15 protein-coding genes and 1 pseudogene are annotated in these 17992 nt (G+C 68.9%); 5 read left to right on the forward strand and 11 right to left on the reverse strand.

The window, feature by feature from the left end; genetic code table 11:
• The 5 genes and pseudogenes from ABD243_RS13400 to ssd all read right to left on the reverse strand — a co-directional run.
• Window positions 1-888 (reverse strand): annotated as a pseudogene (locus tag ABD243_RS13400) (hypothetical protein); the annotation flags it as partial.
• Window positions 889-1396: 508 nt separating this feature from the next.
• Window positions 1397-1999 carry a type II secretion system F family protein gene (locus ABD243_RS13405; RefSeq protein ID WP_344366601.1) on the reverse strand — a complete coding sequence of 201 codons (603 nt, stop codon included), beginning with the start codon at window positions 1997-1999 and terminating at the stop codon, window positions 1397-1399.
• A gap of 13 nt (window positions 2000-2012) precedes the next feature.
• The gene (locus tag ABD243_RS13410) at window positions 2013-2726 is read right to left on the reverse strand and encodes a type II secretion system F family protein (protein ID WP_344366603.1); all 714 of its coding nucleotides are present in this window, start codon (window positions 2724-2726) and stop codon (window positions 2013-2015) included.
• Window positions 2727-2971: 245 nt separating this feature from the next.
• Window positions 2972-4309: a TadA family conjugal transfer-associated ATPase gene (locus ABD243_RS13415; RefSeq protein ID WP_344366605.1), complete on the reverse strand. Its 1338-nt coding sequence runs from the start codon at window positions 4307-4309 to the stop codon at window positions 2972-2974.
• Window positions 4309-5415: a septum site-determining protein Ssd gene (gene ssd / locus ABD243_RS13420; RefSeq protein ID WP_344366608.1), complete on the reverse strand. Its 1107-nt coding sequence runs from the start codon at window positions 5413-5415 to the stop codon at window positions 4309-4311. The genes ABD243_RS13415 and ssd overlap by 1 nt, the downstream gene beginning before the upstream one ends.
• Window positions 5416-5549: 134 nt before the next feature.
• Here ssd and ABD243_RS13425 point away from each other — a divergent pair, with 134 nt between their 5' ends.
• Window positions 5550-7304 carry a bifunctional 3'-5' exonuclease/DNA polymerase gene (locus ABD243_RS13425; RefSeq protein ID WP_344366611.1) on the forward strand — a complete coding sequence of 585 codons (1755 nt, stop codon included), beginning with the start codon at window positions 5550-5552 and terminating at the stop codon, window positions 7302-7304.
• Between the two features lie 150 nt (window positions 7305-7454).
• Entirely contained in the window at window positions 7455-7703 is a 249-nt protein-coding gene (locus ABD243_RS13430; protein ID WP_116766147.1) for a YegP family protein, read from the forward strand.
• A gap of 84 nt (window positions 7704-7787) precedes the next feature.
• Here the strand turns inward: ABD243_RS13430 and ABD243_RS13435 are convergent, their stop codons facing one another.
• The 3 genes from ABD243_RS13435 to ABD243_RS13445 form a co-directional block, all read right to left on the reverse strand.
• Complete coding sequence (locus ABD243_RS13435) at window positions 7788-8468, reverse strand: NUDIX hydrolase (protein ID WP_344366616.1); 681 nt, start codon at window positions 8466-8468, stop codon at window positions 7788-7790.
• Window positions 8465-9232, reverse strand: a complete 768-nt coding sequence (gene nth / locus ABD243_RS13440; protein ID WP_344367148.1) for an endonuclease III — start codon at window positions 9230-9232, stop codon at window positions 8465-8467. The genes ABD243_RS13435 and nth overlap by 4 nt, the downstream gene beginning before the upstream one ends.
• Before the next feature lie 108 nt (window positions 9233-9340).
• A complete protein-coding gene (locus ABD243_RS13445) occupies window positions 9341-10786 on the reverse strand; it encodes a hypothetical protein (protein WP_344366619.1) in 1446 nt (481 codons plus the stop codon).
• 444 nt (window positions 10787-11230) lie between these two features.
• On the opposite strand from ABD243_RS13445, the gene acs reads away from it, so the two are divergent.
• Both acs and aroQ read left to right on the forward strand, forming a co-directional pair.
• Entirely contained in the window at window positions 11231-13237 is a 2007-nt protein-coding gene (acs, locus tag ABD243_RS13450; protein WP_344366622.1) for an acetate--CoA ligase, read from the forward strand.
• Between the two features lie 195 nt (window positions 13238-13432).
• Window positions 13433-13909 (forward strand): type II 3-dehydroquinate dehydratase, encoded by a 477-nt coding sequence (gene aroQ, locus ABD243_RS13455; protein ID WP_091256046.1) that lies wholly within the window; start codon window positions 13433-13435, stop codon window positions 13907-13909.
• Between the two features lie 196 nt (window positions 13910-14105).
• On the opposite strand, the gene ABD243_RS13460 is transcribed toward aroQ, so the two are convergent.
• Window positions 14106-15290: a MarP family serine protease gene (locus ABD243_RS13460; RefSeq protein ID WP_344366625.1), complete on the reverse strand. Its 1185-nt coding sequence runs from the start codon at window positions 15288-15290 to the stop codon at window positions 14106-14108.
• A gap of 220 nt (window positions 15291-15510) precedes the next feature.
• Between ABD243_RS13460 and ABD243_RS13465 the strand changes: the two genes are divergently transcribed.
• The gene (locus ABD243_RS13465) at window positions 15511-16188 is read left to right on the forward strand and encodes a Crp/Fnr family transcriptional regulator (protein ID WP_011693220.1); all 678 of its coding nucleotides are present in this window, start codon (window positions 15511-15513) and stop codon (window positions 16186-16188) included.
• Window positions 16189-16460: 272 nt separating this feature from the next.
• Here ABD243_RS13465 and ABD243_RS13470 read toward each other — a convergent pair whose 3' ends face one another.
• Together ABD243_RS13470 and ABD243_RS13475 are read right to left on the reverse strand one after the other, a co-directional pair.
• Entirely contained in the window at window positions 16461-17372 is a 912-nt protein-coding gene (locus tag ABD243_RS13470; RefSeq protein WP_116766152.1) for an NUDIX hydrolase, read from the reverse strand.
• A gap of 16 nt (window positions 17373-17388) precedes the next feature.
• Entirely contained in the window at window positions 17389-17991 is a 603-nt protein-coding gene (locus ABD243_RS13475; protein ID WP_344366633.1) for a RidA family protein, read from the reverse strand.
• Between the last annotated feature and the right edge of the window lies 1 nt (window position 17992).

Below are 17992 nucleotides of genomic sequence, written 5' to 3' on the forward strand. Positions count from 1 at the left end.
TGCCGAGGAGTTCCGGGTGTCCAGGAGCCGGGCCGGCGAGAGGCTCTTGAAGGAGCCGCCCGTCGCCGGCGTTCCGGTGACGTAATAGCCCGTCACGTCAGCGATCAGCTGGGAGGACCCGGAGGAACTGTTGAACAGGGCGACCTTGCCGTCGGCCCCGACCGGGACGGTGACCAGGTTCGGTACCGTCTGGCCGGCAGAGAAGTTCAGGTTGGACGCGTTCGGACGGGCGGCGCCCGAGGCGTAGGCCGTGATGAACCCGACGGACCGGGGCTGGGTCACCGTCAGGTTGAACACCACCGCCGAAACCTTCGCCGGGATCCCGTTGACCCCCGCGACTTGGAACGACACCGCGGAATTCGCCCGGACCGGTGAGCTGTTCCTCGTATCAAGGACACGCGTGGGAGCGGTGGGGTTGAAGGTTCCGGGAAGCTGGCCACCGGCCTTGCCGGCTTTGATCACGACGTCGTCAATGTAGCTGTCGCCCGCCTGCCGTCGGTGCTCTGCGCCGAGCTGCATCTGGGTGACCGCGGTGAAGGCCGTGGCGACCTGCTTGCTGGAATAGAGGAGCTTGCCGTCAAACCACACCTCGATGGTGGAGGAGGCGCCGTTGGGGATTACGTGCATGACCAGGTGGTGCCACGTTCCGAGCGGGACGTTCACTTTCATCGCGGTGTAGCCGAGCGTGCCGTCGGGCGCCGCTACGCGCAGCCACAGGGGGCCGGCGCCGCCGTTGGAGCGGTAGACGTCCACGAACCGGGTGGTTCCGTTGAAGAACCGGAACATGGGGACGTTGTTGCCCGCGACGCCTTCCTTGGTGACGTTGAACCATCCGTCGGCGTAGACCTCATTGGTGCCCGCAGGAAGCGGTGCGGAAAAATTGGCCAAGGAACCAGCATCCGTGGTCACGTGAACATGGGCTGAGCAGCGGCCCGAGTGTTGTTCAGCCGAGGAGACGTCGGCCGTGCCGGTCCCGGCCGTGACGGGGGCGTTGAAGCCCGAAGCCGTGATGCTCCCCGACTCGAAGTTGGTCGCAATCACCGTTGTGCCCGGGTATTGGTTGGTCGGTTGAGGCGCCCCCGGCTGACAAGTCGGCGTTGCGGCGGACGCCGGACCGGCCCCCACCGCCGAACCCGCCATCACCAATAGGCTCAGCGCTGCAATCACGCCCGCCCTCTGCAATCGAATCATTGATCTGCCCCCCTGCGTGGCTTCCACTCGATACGAAATCCCAGAAACCCTGAGGATTCGAGGCGCCACAGAAGCGCTGTGAGTAGCCGACGCACGAGACCGCTCATACTCCGACGGTGCCTGCCCCCAAGGTATCCCCCAGCAACTTGAATAAACCTTGGACCAGCGCCGATGCGGCGTCGGGGGCGCCGCCCGCCCGCGGGCATCAGGCCGGGACCAGCCCCAGGAGCACGGGCACGACGCCGAGGCAGACAAATGCCGGCAGGGAGCACAAGCCCAGAGGCACGACCAGCTTCACGCCTAGCGCCGCGGCACGCTGCTCGGCAGCCCGGTTCCGTTCGCGGCGAAGCCGGGCCGCTTGGGCATAGAGGAGGGCCGAGGACGGGGCGCCCGTGAGGGCGGCGAACGTGAGGGTGTCGCGCAGGGCAAGAAGTTCGCACGCCTGGCCACCTGAACTGTGCCATGCCGTGTCCCAGTCCGCGCCAATGGCAAGGGCTGACACCACCGGCCGAAGCTGCCGCCCGAGTTCCTGCGGCACCAGGGCGGCGATGAGTTCCAGGGACCGGCCCAGTCCGGCTCCCGCATCCAGCATGGCGCCGATGAGTTCCAGCATCATGGCGGTGTCCCGCAGACCCGGATAGCCGGGCTGGCGGCCGGCCGGGGTCCCCCGACGCAGTCCGGACCCGTCCGCCGGGGCCAGGATTTGGCGGTGGAGTCTTCGGCGGACGCGGCCGGAGTCTCCGCGGACCATAATGGCTGCACCGGCAAGGCCGGCGGCCACCACAACTCCGGCGAGTCCGGGACTCACGGCGGCGGTGGAGTCACGAGTGCGCTCCCGCCGCGGCCCGCACGAGCTTCGAAGACCACACCCGGCCGGCGGCGGTCAGGACCACCCCTGCGGCCAACGCCAAGAGGCCCCACGGATTTCCGAGGAGCGTAGCCATCGGGTCCACTCCCAGCAGCAAGCCGAGCCCCAAACCCGATACCGGCAGCCAGGTCAGCAAGCGGATGGTTGCCCGGGGCCCCGCTAAAGCCGTCTGCCGGGCACCTTCGGCGTCGTCCTCCGCCTCAAGGTGCGCGGCAAAGCGCGCCAGGACGTCTGCCAGCGGGCAACCGCTGGCCTCCGCGGTGTCGAAGCATGCGGCGAGCTCGCCCCACACCCGGGCGTCGCGCCCGGCACGGACGCTCACGGCGCCGCCAAAGGCAGCTCCAGCGCCGCTGCCCCCGCCGGCCGGCCCGCCGGATACCGTGCGGCGGATCGCCACGGCCACGGAGGACCCGCCCAGGGCGGCCGCACGTGCGGCCGCGAGGACTCTGAGCGACTCCGGGTCAAGCACCGGCCCAGACGTGACTTGGGCACCGTCGCGGCCCGCGCCGCGGACCGAAGCACGCACCGAAGCGTCGACAGTTCTGTTGACCGCGGCCCCTTGCTCCGCAGCCTCCGCGCCGTACAGCACCCACAGTTCATCCCACAGCCGGGCGGGGGTGCGTCCGCCCTTCAGCAGCGCGGCCAGCTGCTGAACCACAACTGTCATAGGCACGGCCCCCACCCCCGCGGAGCCTCCAACCAACACGCGGTGGAGACCTGGGAAGGCCCTCCGGCCACGACTGCGCAGACCTGTTGACCGACCCGGGCTCCGAGTGCTGGATGGCTGCCCGCGGGGCAGGAAACTCCGCGGGCCGGCGCCGTGCAGGGCATTGCGGGTGCGGCGGCCTGCCACACGCGGGGAGGGAAAGGCCAGCCACAGGGCCAAGATCAGGACGATGATCAGGAGCGCCGTCATCGCGGGGTCCATGACTGCGGGTGTTCGGCTCCTGAACCCGGCGGGCGTGTTTCGGGCGCCGGGCGGGCCCCGGTGTTGGTTCCATCGGCTACTGCTGGATCCAGGCCGAGCCGGTCCGCCAGCCGCGGCCAGGCCGGGCCGAACCGGGCCCGGTCCCTCAGTACTTCCAGTGCAGCGGTGACAGCCAGCCCGGATTCCTGTGCTTCCATGATTCCGATGCTCGCGACCTGGCGCCCGGTCCCGCTCCGCTCGACATGCACGACGGCGTCGATGGCACTCGCCACCTGCAAGCGCACGGCATCCTGGCCCATGCCGGCGAGCGCGCCGAGCGCCGCCAGCCGGGCAGGCACGGCCGCCGCAGCGTTCGCGTGAATCGTCCCGCCGCCTCCCGTATGACCGGTATTCATGGCCGACAGCAACTCCCGGACCTCCGCACCGCGGCATTCACCCACCACCAGCCGGTCCGGCCGCATCCTCAGGGCCTGACGAACTAGTTCGCCCAGGTCCACGGCACCCCCGCCTTCCAGGTTTCCGTGCCGGGATTCCAGCGTGACGACGTGCGGGTGCACCGGATTAAGTTCCGCGGCGTCCTCAATGAGGACGAGACGTTCTCCGGGGCCGCACAACCCCAGCAGCGTCGCCAGCAGCGTGGTTTTCCCCGAGCCGGTGGCGCCGCTAATGAGGAAGCTCAGTCTGCACCCCACCATGCGTTCGAGTACGGACTGGACCAGCCCGCCGCATGCCCCGCTCCCGAACATGCCCTTGCGACCCAGCTCGGCCATCGTAAAGACCGAAGTCCGGCGGATTCGCACGCTCAAGAGGGTCCCGGCCGGGGAAATCGGCGGCAACACCGCATGCACCCGGTAGCCGCCGTCGAGCCTGACATCGACGCACGGCGAACCGTCGTCCAGGCGGCGGCCGCCGGCTGCCACCAGCCTCGCCGCGAGCGCCCGGACCTGCGGTTCCCCGGAAAAAAGGACGGGCGCCTTTTCCAGGCCGTTGCCGCGGTCCAGCCAGACCGAGTCCGGTCCGTTCACGAAGATGTCCGTCACAGCAGGATCCCGGGTCAGCGGATGCAGGGGACCCAAGCCGCTCAGCTCCGCGCTGATACTTTCCACAGCTGCAAGGGCGCCGGCCGTGCCAAGCAGCCGTCCGCTCGCCTGGAGGGCCGCTGCGACCCGGGAGGGGGTTACCGGGGCGGAATCGGTCATGACTGACTCGCGCACGGATTCCAGCAACGCCGGGTCCAGAAATCCCTGCGAGCGGCGGCGGCCCGACGCTCGCCGGGTAAGCCGTTCCGGTTCGGCGGGGTCCGCGGCCGAATGGGCGCTCATCAGACGTCACCCCGGTCCAGGTCAAGGAGCCCTGCGGTGAGACGGCGGACAGAGCGCTGACGGCCGGCTTCGAGGAGTCGGCCGAGTTCCGTGGCCGCCGCCAGACCCTTGATTTCCGGCATGACCCCGTGGAGGGGAAGCCCCACGGACTCCGCAATCAGTGGCGCATCCAAGGCAGCGCCCGGACTGGCCCGGACCACTAGCGTCGTATCTACCGGTGGAAGCTCCTGCGCCAACCGGGCCGTGGCGACGGCCGCCCGCAGCCGGGCCGGCGCCACGACCACGATCCGGTCGCATTCCCAGGCGAAGGATCGCAAAGCCTCCCGTCCCCGGCCGATGTCCAGCACGACCAGCTCGCTGCCCCGCCGGGCGGCGTCGAGAACCACGGCCACCGAGGTCGCGTCCACGCCGGCTGCACCGTCCCGGGTGCCCGGCCACGACAGGAAGGAGAATCCCCCGACCTTCGGGAGCGCATCGTCGAGCTGGGCGGGATCGATACTGCCGCTCGCCCCGGCCAGGTCCGGCCAGCGGAGCCCGGGAGCGTCCTCGGCGGCCAACGCCAGTTCCAGTCCGCCGCCCCAGGGGTCGCCATCGATCAGCACCACGCGCGCCCCGAGCCCGGCGGCGGCCTGCGCGACCCAGATGGCGGCGGTCGTGGCCCCTGCACCGCCGCAGCCGCCCGTCACGCCTACAACGAGTCCGCCGGCTTCCGGCGCGCGGGACCGGCTCAGGTATTCGGCCAGCCAGGCGGCGGCATCCGGCAGCACGGCGACGCGTTCGGCCCCGATGGCGGCGGCCAGTTGCCACAGTCCGTCGCCGTCATCCTTGACTCCGACGAGCACCGCCGGCGCCCTCCTTCGAAGTGGCAACTCCCTGATGTCGCTGCCAACCAGTACGGCGCCCGCGGCGTCCCAGAAGGGCGCGGCATCGGCCACGTCCCGGACTGTCCGCAGGTGGCCCCCGGCAGCGGCGACGATGCGCTCCACCTCGCCGCGCAGAACATCGGCGCCGGTGACGAGCAGAGTCTCCGCGGACTCCCCGGGAATCCACGGCCCCCCGTCCTGCGGGGGCGGCGAGTCCGGGCCGGGTGGCTGGTGCCTGTTCATGCTGCCACTGTGCCTGTCCGGGAAGCGCAGCGTAACCGCCGTCGTCGGCTATGTGGACAAACCGGGCCCGGCCTCTGCAGCCCCGCCAGGCAGTGCGCACCGAGCACGCTCCGGAGCAGGGCAGAATTGACCCTATGTACCTCCTGCTTGCCGCCCACGCCGACGGCACGGCTCTCCAGGAACTCACGGCCGATGGCCTCCCCGCACCGTCCAATCCACAGCCACGGGTGGTGAGCGCCGGTGACCTCGCCGGCGTCGTCCGCGGGCTTGAAAAGCGGCGCCCGCGCTGGATCTGGCACCGCACGCAGGACTGGTATCCGTCGCTGCTGCGGGCCGGCGTGGAGCTCGAGCGCTGCTACGACCTGACTTTGTGCGGTTCGATTCTGGCCCACTCGGAGTTCACCGCCCACACCGGCTATGCCCGGGCGGCGGAGAAACTCACGCAGGACGACGAGCTGCACCAGCCGCCGCGGGCCCTGCAGCCCCCTCCCCCGCCGCCGGAGCAGGGCGCACTCTTCGATGCCCCGGCCCGGGACCAGCGCCCCGGCCAGTCCCTTGAGGAACTCCGCGCCGAGTATGCCGCCCAACAGGACGCGCTCCGCCAGGCGGGAGCCGTGCCGGCAACGGCCCCCGGCACGACCGGCGGCTCGGCCGACGCCCCAGACGCCAACCGGCGCCAACGGCTCCAGCTGCTGCTCGCGGCCGAATCCGCGGGCGCCATGATCGCCGCCGAAATGCAACACACCGGCGTGCCCTGGCGTGAGGAACTGCACGAGCAGATCCTCGCGGACTGCCTCGGACCCCGCCCGGCTCCGGGCCAGCGCCCTGCCAAACTCGAAGCGCTCACCGCCGAACTCAGGCAGCTGCTGCGCTCACCCGCGCTGAACCCGGACTCACCGCAGGAGCTCATGCGCGCCCTGCACCGGAACGGCATCGAGGTGAAGACCACCCGCCAATGGGAGCTGAAGGAATCCAGCCACCCCGCGATCGAGCCGCTGCTGGCCTACAAGAAGCTGGCCCGTCTCCACGCGGCCAACGGCTGGGTGTGGCTTGACGCGTGGGTCAAGAACGGCAGGTTCCAGCCCGAGTACGTGGTGGGCGGTGTGGTGTCGGGGAGGTGGGCGTCGCGCGGCGGAGGGGCGCTGCAAATTCCGCGCCAGATTCGCGGCGCCGTCCACGCCGATCCCGGCCACAAGCTGATCGTTGCCGACGCCTCGCAGCTGGAACCGCGGGTCCTCGTCGCGCTCGCGCAGGATTCCAAAATGGCCGAGGCCGCCCGGGACAAGGACCTCTACGCCGGCATCGCGGCACAAGGCTTCGGCGGCGACCGGGCAAAAGCCAAGGTAGCCCTCCTCGGGGCCATCTACGGCGCAACCACGGGCGAGTCCGGGCGCCTGATGCCCCAACTTGCCCGCACCTATCCCCGCGCCGTGGGCTTCGTCGAGCAAGCTGCCCGCGACGGCGAAGCCGGGAGAACCGTCACCTCCCGCCTGGGCCGCAGCAGCCCTCCGCCGTCGGATCGCTGGCTGCGCAGCCAGCACTCGACTACCGCGGAAGAACAGCGCCGGGCGGACTCGATCGCCCGCTCGCGCGGACGTTTCACCCGGAACTTCGTGGTGCAGGGCTCGGCCGCCGACTGGGCGGCCTGCTGGCTGGCGGAACTGCGACGGCGGCTGCGCGACCTGCGGTCGGACGGCACCGCCGCGGCTGAACTGGTCTTCTTCCTGCACGATGAAGTGATGGTGCACTGCCCCGATGGCGCCGTCGAGGACTGCATGCGGGCGATCGAGGACTCAGCGGCTGCCGCCAAAGAGCTCTTGTTCGGCCGGATTCCGGTGGAATTTCCGGTCAGCGTGGCGGTCGTGGACTCGTACGACAAAGCAAAATGAGTGACCTCGGACACCATCCGTAACGTACCCGTCGGTAGCGTTGTGTGGGCTCCATCACCCGGCTAGGCTCGAAAAGGCCGGCGGATTCCCGTTCTTTCCGCTGGCTATTGCAATGACGCAAGGAATTGGGGAGGCACAGATTTGGCTGGCATGTTTGAGATTGCACAAGCTGGAGACAAGGCGTATTTTTTTCGGCTGACGGCACCGGATGGAACGGTCGTCGCCGTATCGCCGCTGTTCAGCTCCATTAAGAGCGCGGCGGCGGGCATTACCGCTGTGCGTGAGAACGCCGCGACCGGTCTGATTGTGGATCGTTCCGGCACTCAGCGGCGAGCCGCCAGCCGGCCGGCGGCAGTGGCACCCGCTGCCCTGGTGGGCAGCGGCGTGGGGGCCAGCTAGCGGATCAGCCGGCAGGCCGGCGTAGAACAGGCCGGCCTAGAACAGGCCGGCGCAGAATCGGCCGCACGCATCGCCGGGAGTGGCTCACACATCGATCCCGTAGAGCCGCGCACGGTCCCAGGGAACCGCCCAGCCCAGCTGTTCGAACAGCTGGTTCAGAATCATCCCGGTAAACCCCCACACCACCACGCCGTTGACGGTGAACGCGGGGCTCTGAAACGTCTGGCCCGCCCGGCTGACCGTGGCCATCACCCGGTTGTCCGGATCCAGCAGATCCCGGACCGGAACCCGGAACACCTGCGCGGATTCGCCGTAATCCACCACCCGGACGGGCGACTGGGCGGCCCACCAGGCCAGGACCGGGGTGACGAGGAAATTCCCCCGCGGCAGGGCCAGCTCGGGCATCGCCCCGAGGACGTCCACACCCGCTGGGTTCAGCCCCGTCTCCTCTTCGGCCTCTCGAAGGGCCGCGGCGACCACCGACTCGCCCGGGTCGATGCCCCCGCCCGGAAAGGCCACTTGTCCGGGATGGTCATCCAGGGTCTGCGCCCGCTGCAGCAGCAGAACGTCCAGATCGGCCGGAGCCAGCAGCTTCTCGGACACCGCCGGGACGTTGTCGAGCGCCCCGAAGAGCATCAGCACGGCGGCCTTGCGGACCCGTTCGCCGGGCTCGACGGCGAGTTCCCGCCAGCGTGGATCCGGCGCGGGCGCCGTGCCCGCCACGACGGCGGCAACGAGGTCGACGAGGTCCTGGCGCGCGGTCACGGCTGCTTCCTCTGCGATTCCATCCGGATTTCGGCAGCGCGGTGCGTCTCGGCCAGAAGCCGGGCCAGCAATGCCTCCTGCCCCGGGGCGAGCTCGTACTTCAACAGCTTCCTGGCCTTCTCCGGGTCGGTCTCGCCGGCGCCGTAGCTGGGGCACCAGTTCGCTACCGCGCAGGCGCCGCACGCCGGCTTGCGGGCGTGACAGACGCGGCGGCCGTGGAAGACGACGCGGTGCGAGAGCATGGTCCAGTCCTTCGGCTCGAACAGTTCGGCGACATCGGACTCGATCCGGACCGGATCATCGGAGTCTGTCCAGCCAAAGCGCCGGGCCAGGCGGCCGAAGTGGGTGTCCACGGTGATGCCCGGAATGCCGAAGGCATTGCCCAGCACCACGTTCGCGGTTTTCCGCCCGACGCCGGGCAGCGTCACCAGGTCCTCCAGCCGGCCGGGCACCTCGCCGTCGTACTCATCCACGAGCCGGCTGCACAGCGCCAGGAGGTTCCTGGCCTTGGCGCGAAAGAAGCCGGTGGGCTTGATGATGGCCTCGAGCTCGGCCGGCTCCGCCTCCGCCATCCGGCGCGCGTCAGGGTAGCGCGCGAACAAAAGGGGCGTGATCTGGTTGACCAGCACATCCGTGGTCTGGGCGGACAGCACCGTGGCCACCACGAGCTCAAACGGGCTGCGAAAATCCAGTTCCGCGTGGGCATAGGGGTACTGTTCCGCGAGGGCCCGGTTGATCCGGCGAGCCCGGCGCTTGAGCGCCAGAAGGGACTCCGACGCCCGCGGCGCACCGGGCTTGGTGCTGCGGGGGGCCTTGCCGCCGGATTCCTTGGTACCGGATTCCCTTCTGCCGCATTCCGTGGTCACGGACGGCTAACCGCGTTCGATGTTGCTGAGGTCCCGCAGCACGCCGAGGCGCCCGTCCGTGTGCTGGACCAGGAATTCGTTGCCGCGGTCTTCAAGGGCCAGGACCCAGCCGCCGGGCTCGATGACGAACGCCGGGGCCCCGGTGCGCTCGTCGACGGCGGTACGGGGCTGTGCGACGGCGAACCAGAAGGCCTCGTGCACGGGGTGGACTTCGTCCTCGGCGGCGCGGCTGGCTGGATCGACGGTGGCTCCGATGGGTTCCTGCGGCCGGACCTGTTCCTGTGGCCGGACCTGAGGGTGGACCGTGGTGGGGGCGCTGCCGCCGGAGGCAGCCGGAACGCTGGCGGCCTGGGTCTGTTCCGCGGCGGTGCCGGTGGAAGCGGCCGGGGCAACGGAAGGAGTCGATGCAGCAGCACCGGCCGCGGCACCGGCCGCGACGCCGGCGGCCTGAGTTTGTTCCGCGGCAGACGCCGGCTCAGCGGAGGGAGCCGGCCCAGGGGACGGAGCCGACGTCGACGGCGTTGACGGAGCCGACGTAGACGGAGCAGACCCTGACGGGGCGGAAGCAGCGGACGGCGCAGCACCAGCCGTGCCACCCGCGCCAGCGGGTGGCACGACGCCGGAAATCTGGGTTGCCGGCGCGCTGGAAGCCACAGCGCTCGTCGCTGCAACGGACGCTGCACCCGCCGAAGCTACCCCGGGCGACGGTACAACCGGTGAAGGTGGTGCCGGCACGGCGGTCTGGCCGGCGGTGGCCGGTCGATTGTCCCGGCCTGCGGCCGCCCCGAAGGCGGCCGCCTTGGATTCGCCGGTTCCTGTGGCGGCCTTGGCCGGTTTGGGTGCCTTCGGCGTCTTGGGTGCACGGGGCTTTTGCACCGGCGCAACGGCTTCACGGGCCACCACGTGGGCAGGCGCTTCCTCGCGGCCCAGGAAGTCGCCGGCAAAGAACGGGATCCAGCGGGCCAGGACCGTGGCCGCGAAGAGACCCGCGGCTCCCAGGAGGGCTATCAGCATGCTCGGCACGAAGGCCCCGGCCGCGGCGAGAAAGAAGAAAGCGAGCGTAAAGGACGCCACGACGGACGCGAACTGATCAATCGACAGCGATCCGACCCGGATTTTCGTCCCCGGGCTGAGCCGGCGCGCCACGAACAAGACGGTGACAATGAGCGGCAGCACGATGCCCAGGCCCAGGAAGAAGAGGCTGCCCAGGTTCCACAGATTGTAGGAGAAGGCAAACATCGGAATGAGGGAGGCGATGAAGAGAAGCAACGTGGAGCCGAACACGGTCAGATCCCGGATGGTGAAGGGGCCCAGAATGGATTCGTTCTTCTTCGCGGTCTTCTTGTCCACCGTGAAGCGCGGCGCGTCCCCGAACCCGGCTGGCCCCGGCTGCGCCGCGCCGCCCTGGTTCTGGGCGGGCGCCCGGAGTTGCCCGTTGTCTTGCTCGTTCATTCCGTATCTCCTTAGCATGGCGGCGCCCTGGACAGCGCCGTCTAACGGCAGGCAAGGACAGGACCGCTAACGGGTCCCGCCGCCTCCATCGGATGTCACAACTTCATCTCAGCCTAGCCAAGTGCATGGCCGATCACTAGCTGACAAGCCGAGGGCGGACACAGCAGAATTCTCTGTATTCCCGCCTCCCCGGCGCCTGCGCCGGGGAGGCGGGAACGGGCACGTCCGATCGCCGAAGAGACCACTCGGCGCTTAACAAACACCGCTCACGGCGCTCTTTGTGACGGGGCGCACGTTTGGTCGGACCCGCGTATTAGTGTTTATTGCAGAACAGCTCTTGCGGCACTGCCGTGATCTGCCGCCGCCCGACGTCGCGCATGCGGCCCGGCGCGGAGGCGGCACGAACGTCCGCTCAGCACGGATCGATGAATGATGAGGTTCACCATGTCCCAGCAGACACCCGGCACCACTGCCACGCAGGCGCCCCAGGGCGATGCCTTCGAAAATCTGTCCCAGGAGAACCGCCGTTTCGCGCCGTCGGCCGAGTTCGCGGCGAATGCCGTGGTTACCGCCGCTGACTACGCCGAGGCCGACGCCGACCGTCCCGCCTTCTGGGCGAAGCAGGCCCGCGAGCTGCTGAGCTGGTCCAAAGACTTCACCCAGGCGCTGGACTGGTCGAACCCGCCGTTCGCGAAGTGGTTCGTCGGCGGCGAGGTCAATGCGGCCTATAACGCCCTGGACCGGCACGTCGAGGCCGGCAACGGGGACCGGGTGGCCATCTACTTCGAGGGCGAGCCCGGCGACACCCGCACCTACACCTACGCGCAGCTGACCGAGGAAGTGAAGAAGGCCGCGAACGCCTTCGAGTCACTGGGCGTGGCCAAGGGCGACCGTGTGGCCGTCTACCTGCCGATGATTCCCGAGGCCGTCATCACCCTGCTGGCCTGCGCCCGGATCGGCGCGATCCACTCCGTGGTCTTCGGCGGCTTCTCCGCCGAGGCCCTGCGGTCCCGGATCGACGACGCCGAGGCCAAGCTCGTGGTCACGGCCGACGGCACCTACCGCCGCGGCAAGCCCAGCGCCCTGAAGCCGGCGGTCGATGAGGCCCTGGCCCACGACGGCCACACCGTCCAGAACGTCGTCGTGGTCAAACGCAACGGCCAGGACGTGGACTGGCACGAGGGCCGGGACCACTGGTGGGCCGACACCGTCGGCGCCGCGTCCGCCGAGCACACCGCCGTCGGGCACGACTCCGAACACCCGCTCTTCATCCTCTACACCTCCGGCACCACGGGCAAGCCCAAGGGCATCCTGCACACCACCGGCGGCTACCTCACCCAGGGCGCCTACACGCACAAGGCCGTCTTCGACCTCCACCCGGAGACCGATGTCTACTGGTGCACCGCCGACGTCGGCTGGATCACCGGACACTCCTACGTCGCCTACGCCCCGCTCATCAACGGCGCCACCCAGGTCATGTACGAAGGAACCCCGGACTCCCCGCACCAGGGCCGCTGGTGGGAGATCGTGGAGAAATACAAGGTCTCCATCCTCTACACCGCCCCCACCGCCATCCGGACCTTCATGAAGTGGGGCAAGGAGATCCCGGCCAAGTCCGACCTCTCCTCGATCCGGGTCCTGGGCTCGGTGGGCGAACCCATCAACCCCGAGGCCTGGATGTGGTACCGCGAGGTCATCGGCGCCGACAGCGGCCGGACGGCGATCCCCGCACCGATCGTGGACACCTGGTGGCAGACCGAAACCGGGGCACAGATGATCGCCCCGCTGCCCGGCGTCACGGCCACCAAGCCCGGCTCGGCCCAGGTCCCGCTCCCCGGCATCGCCGTGGACGTCGTGGACGAACTCGGCGAATCCGTGCCCAACGGCTCCGGCGGCTACCTCGTCATCCGCGAACCCTGGCCGGCCATGCTCCGCGGCATCTGGGGCGACCCGGAACGGTTCAAGGAAACGTACTGGTCCCGTTTCGAAACCATGTACTTCGCCGGCGACGGTGCCAAGAAGGACGAGGACGGCGACATCTGGCTCCTGGGCCGCGTCGATGACGTCATGAACGTCTCCGGCCACCGCCTGTCCACCGCGGAGATCGAATCCGCCCTCGTGTCCCACCCGGCCGTGGCCGAAGCCGCCGTCGTGGGCGCCGCGGACGAGACCACCGGCCAGGCCGTCGTGGCCTTCGTGATCCTGCGCGGGGACGCCGTGGACACCGGCGACGCGATCGTTCAGGAACTCCGGAACCACGTCGGCAAGGAGATCGGACCGATCGCCAAGCCCAAGACCATCCTCGTAGTGCCGGAATTGCCCAAGACCCGCTCCGGCAAGATCATGCGCCGGCTCCTCAAAGATGTCGCGGAAGGCCGCGAGGTCGGCGACGCCACCACCCTCGCCGACAACACCGTCATGGCCCAGATCGCGCATTCGCTGAAGAAGTAGCCGGCAGAAACAGCCGGGGCGCCGGAGTGTTTCGACACCGGCGCATGACGACGGCGGCGCCTCCCACCCGGTGGGAGGCGCCGCAGTCGTTAATGCTGTCCGCGGATTTTGGCGCGGCGCGCAAAGTCCGCATTAACGAAGGGTGTGGCAGTAACGAACAGCGCACACGGGCCGGGGCGCGATAGATTTGCTGACATGACTGAAGCCTCCCCCGCCAGCGCTGCCGGCCGCGGCACCATCCTTGTTCTCAACGGACCCAATTTGAACCTGCTCGGCACACGCGAGCCCGAGAAGTACGGGACGGCGACCCTGGCCGACGTCGAACAGCTCGCCAAAGATGCCGGTGCGGCGCACGGGCTGGACGTCGAATGCTTCCAGTCCAACCATGAAGGGGCCCTCGTGGACGCCATCCACGCCGCACGCGGGAAGGCGGTGGGAATCGTGCTCAACGCCGGCGCCTACACGCACACGTCCGTCGCCATCCGGGACGCCATTTCCGCCGTCGCGCTGCCCACGGTCGAGGTGCACATCACGAATGTGCACGCCCGCGAACAGTTCCGGCACCATTCCTATCTGTCGGACATCAGCAAGGCCGTGATTGCCGGCGCCGGGATCCTGGGCTACCGGTTCGCGGTGGAATACCTCGCCGGACTGCACGCGGCCAAAGACTGAGCATGTCCACTGTGGCGGGCCTGCTTCGACCTCAATCCTGTGGATGTGCGCAGCCCTGACGACGTCCACGGGTGGAAGCCTTCGTCCGGCCGGGGCAGGAGTTCCACGTCGAACGGTTACTCCCGGGGGATCGTGATCGCCCGCGAGTGCTCGTGGCCGGCAACCGCAAGGAACAGCTCGCGGCGTAAATGTCCGGCTATTTCTTGACGCAGTGTCCGGACGAGACGGCGCCGCCCAGACCCGGTGCCTGGGCCGCGACCGGGCCGAGGTCGGTCATGGTGATAGCGAATCCGAGCGAGGACTCGGCGGTGGCCTTGGCAAAGACCACCCCTGCCACCTGCCCGTCCGTGGTCAGGAGCGGGCCTCCGGAGTTACCCGGCTGCACGTCGGCAGCGAGCCGGTACACGTTCTCGGGCGCGGCATTGTTGCCGTAGATGTCGGGGACCAGCACGGTGGTGATGTCCTGGACCGTGGCCGGCTTGGACTGGAACGGACCGCCGTGTGGATAGCCGGCGAAGGCCGCGGCGCTGCCGGACGGCAGGTCAGAGGCCAGGGGAAGGGGTGCCGACTGCAGGCCGTCCACCGCCACGACGGCGAGGTCGTGCTGGGTGTCAAAGTACACAACGCGCCCGGGCAGGGCGCCGCCGCCGGGCGTTTCCACCACCGGCTGATCGACGCCTGCGACCACGTGGGCGTTGGTCACCACGCGTCCGGGGGCGACGACAAAGCCGGTGCCGGTCTGGTTCTGGCCGCACTGGTAGGCGGTTCCGGCGATCTTGAGGACCGACGCGGCTGCTTTGTTCAGTGCCGGGGTATCCGTGCTCGTGTCCGGGACGGCGACCGGCTGGCCCTGGCCGATGCCGTCCAGCAGGGTGGGGATGCCCTCGCCGATCACTGCGGAGCGCAACTGGGCCATTGACGCCTTGACCGGGGTGGGCGTCACGCCGTCGATGAAGCCGATGACTTTGGATTCGGCGATCTGCTGGGACACGAAGGGCACGCCCAGGGCCCCGATGCTGAATGCCAGCATCGACATCACCAGGGCGGACACGACGACGTTCACGCCTCCGCCCACGAGACGGTCCGCCGCACGCAGGGGGCTGAACGGCATGACGCTGCGGATTCGCCGGCCGATCATGGTGCCTAGCCCGTTCCCCACGATCATCAGCAGGATGGCCGTGGCCACGATGGCGGTCAGCCGCCAGCCGCTGTCTTCCACGAGCCCGCTGACGATGGGAACGGACACGAATGCGGCGACCGCGCCCGCAGCGAATCCCGCGATGCCTCCGAGCGTCACAAGGAAGCCGTTGCGAAGGCCGTGGATCAGGTAGGACAAAAGCGCCACAACCAACACCAGGTCCAAAATGGTCAAGCCAAACACCGGGGCTCCTCACAGACAGTTCAGCCACGATTCTAGCGGTGTAAGCTGAACGTTTGCCGATCGGCCGCCGGCCTGCCGGGTCTTCCGGGATCGGCGGGGACTTCCGGGACCCCGCTTTCGAGCCCTTCGGGCGTTTCAGTGCCAACTACGTCACAGACGCGCCAAAATTCTGAAAGAATGGCTGAAGCGCCCCAGCCGACACAGCTAGTCAGGAGATTTCATGGATATCGAGGTATTGCGCCGCGCACCCCTTTTCGCCACGCTCGACGACGAGGCGTTCCGTCTGCTGACGGACGAACTCACCGAGGTGGACCTTTCACGCGGTGCCTCGGTATTCCGGGAAGGCGATCAGGGTGACCAGCTCTACTTCATCGTCTCCGGCAAGGTGAAGCTCGGCCGCACGTCGCCGGACGGCCGCGAATCGCTGCTTGCCATCCTCGGCCCGGGCGAACTCTTCGGCGAAATGGCGCTCTTTGACCCCAGCCCGCGAACGGCGACGGCTACGGCAGTTTCCGAGACCCGCCTGGCCGGTCTCAAGAACGAAAGCCTCAATGCGCTGCTGCGCACCCGTCCCGAGGTTTCGGCCCAGCTGCTGCAGGCCTTGGCACGCCGCCTGCGCCGTACCAACGATTCCCTCTCCGACCTCGTCTTCTCCGACGTTCCGGGCCGCGTGGCCAAGGCGCTCTTGGATCTGGCCGACCGCTTCGGCCGCCCCGCTACCGACGGCGTCCTGGTCGCCCACGAACTGACGCAGGAAGAGCTCGCCCAGCTGGTCGGCGCCTCCCGCGAAACGGTCAACAAGGCCCTAGCTGAATTCGTCCAGCGCGGCTGGCTTCGCCTGGAAGCCCGCGCGGTCGTCATCCTCGACATGCAGCGACTGCGCCAGCGTTCCCGCTAGGAAACCTGAGCAGAAACCACGAAGGCCGGGCCCGGAATGAACGGGACCGGCCTTCTGTCGTTGGTACTCACTTGTCCGAGGGACATGCCCATTCTTCACAGACCCATGGCCGGGACATGCCCAGCTTCGGAAGCCAGGAATGGACATACTGCCACCATGTCCAACGGCCAGCGCCAACGGAGGGCATGTCCCCCAACGGGCCAGCCCCGAAAGGCCGCCACACCCCTCAGGCAGTCACCAAGCCTAGCCAGACGGGACCACGCGGTGTGGGCTTAACGCTCCCGCTGGGGTTCGCCGGCAACGGTCTTGGCGGCCTCGACTTCGAGCATGAGCCGGCCTTCTTCCTCGACGAGCTTGGGCTGGTAGACGTGAGCCTTGCGCTTGTAGCTGAGGTAGGCGATGCAGCCGTTGGCCTTGGCCATCTTCTCGAGCATGATCTCCGAGCCAGGAACCAGGAGTTCACCCAGGGTGCGGCCCACGGTGTTCTCCTGCCCCACCTCGTCGCCGAGCACCGTGGTGTCCCGTTCGCTGACAACCTTGCGGACGCAGACCCAGCGGCCCCAGACGCCCTTGCTGGCGAGCAGGGAGGGCTGCTGGTTCACGGGCAGGGTGGCAGCGAAGTAGCGGGTGTTGAACCGGCGGTGCGCGAAGTCGGGGCTGAGCCAGTTGACCAGGGGCTTGAGTAGATCCGTCCGCAGGGAGAGCCCGCGCTTGGCCAGCACGTCGGTGAAGGATTTCTCCTGGTCCGCCACGGCTTCCCGGGCGCGCATCCATTCCGCGCTGGAGGTCGACTCCACCGTGGTGGACAGGTCCGGGCCGGCCAGCAGGATGCCGGTCTCCTCGAACAGCTCACGGATGGCGCCAACCACATGGCGGCGCGCTAAGCCGACGTCGGAGGTCCCCATCTGCTCGGCCCAGTGCTGGGGCGAGGGACCAAGCCAGCCGACGGCGTCGTCGTCGGACGTTTCGAGCGATCCGCCGGGGAAGGCCAGGACACCGAGCGGGGAGGACCCCGTCCGGTACCCGAGCCAGGTCTCCAGACCCGTGGGCGAGTCCCGCAGGAGGATCACCGAGGAGGCGAAGCGCGGGGCGCGGGGCGTGCGTTCACCGTGTTCAAGCCAGCTGCGTGCTGCTCCTTCAAGATCGGGGGGCAGAACGAACAGGCGACGTGCTAACTGAGGCAAAGAACTAACCGGCCTTCTAAGCGAATTCGGCGATCAGTTCGACTTCAACAGGAGAGTCGAGCGGCAGGACGGATACCCCGACGGCGGAACGGGCGTGCTGGCCGGCATCGCCGAGGACCTGGCCCAGCAGCTCGGAGGCGCCGTTGATGACACCGGGCTGGCCGGTGAACGAAGGATCGGAGGAAACAAATCCGACCACCTTGACGATCCGCGTAATGCGGTCGAGGTCCCCGATCACACTCTTGACCGCCGCCAGGGCGTTGACGGCGCAGACGGCGGCGTATGCCTTCGCGGCTTCCGGGGACACCGTGGACTCGTCGGAGGCGCCTTCCGAGCCCGTGGACACCTTGCCGGTGGCTTCGAGTTTGCCGTTGATGAACGGCAGCTGCCCGGAGGTGTAGACATGATTGCCGGAAATGACGGCCGGAACGTAGGCCGCCACGGGGGCAGCGACGTCGGGCAGGGTCAGGCCCAGCTCCGCGAGGCGCTGTTCGACGGCGGACGACGCGCCCGTGCCGCCGGTCTGGCCTGCTGCGGCGGCCGTCGAGGCAGCGGTGCCTTCGGCGACGTTTTCCGGGTTTGCCGGCGTGGCCGGGGTGGCTTCAGAGGGGGTGCTCATG

This window comes from Arthrobacter humicola (assembly GCF_039531445.1).
GTDB lineage: Bacteria > Actinomycetota > Actinomycetes > Actinomycetales > Micrococcaceae > Arthrobacter > Arthrobacter humicola.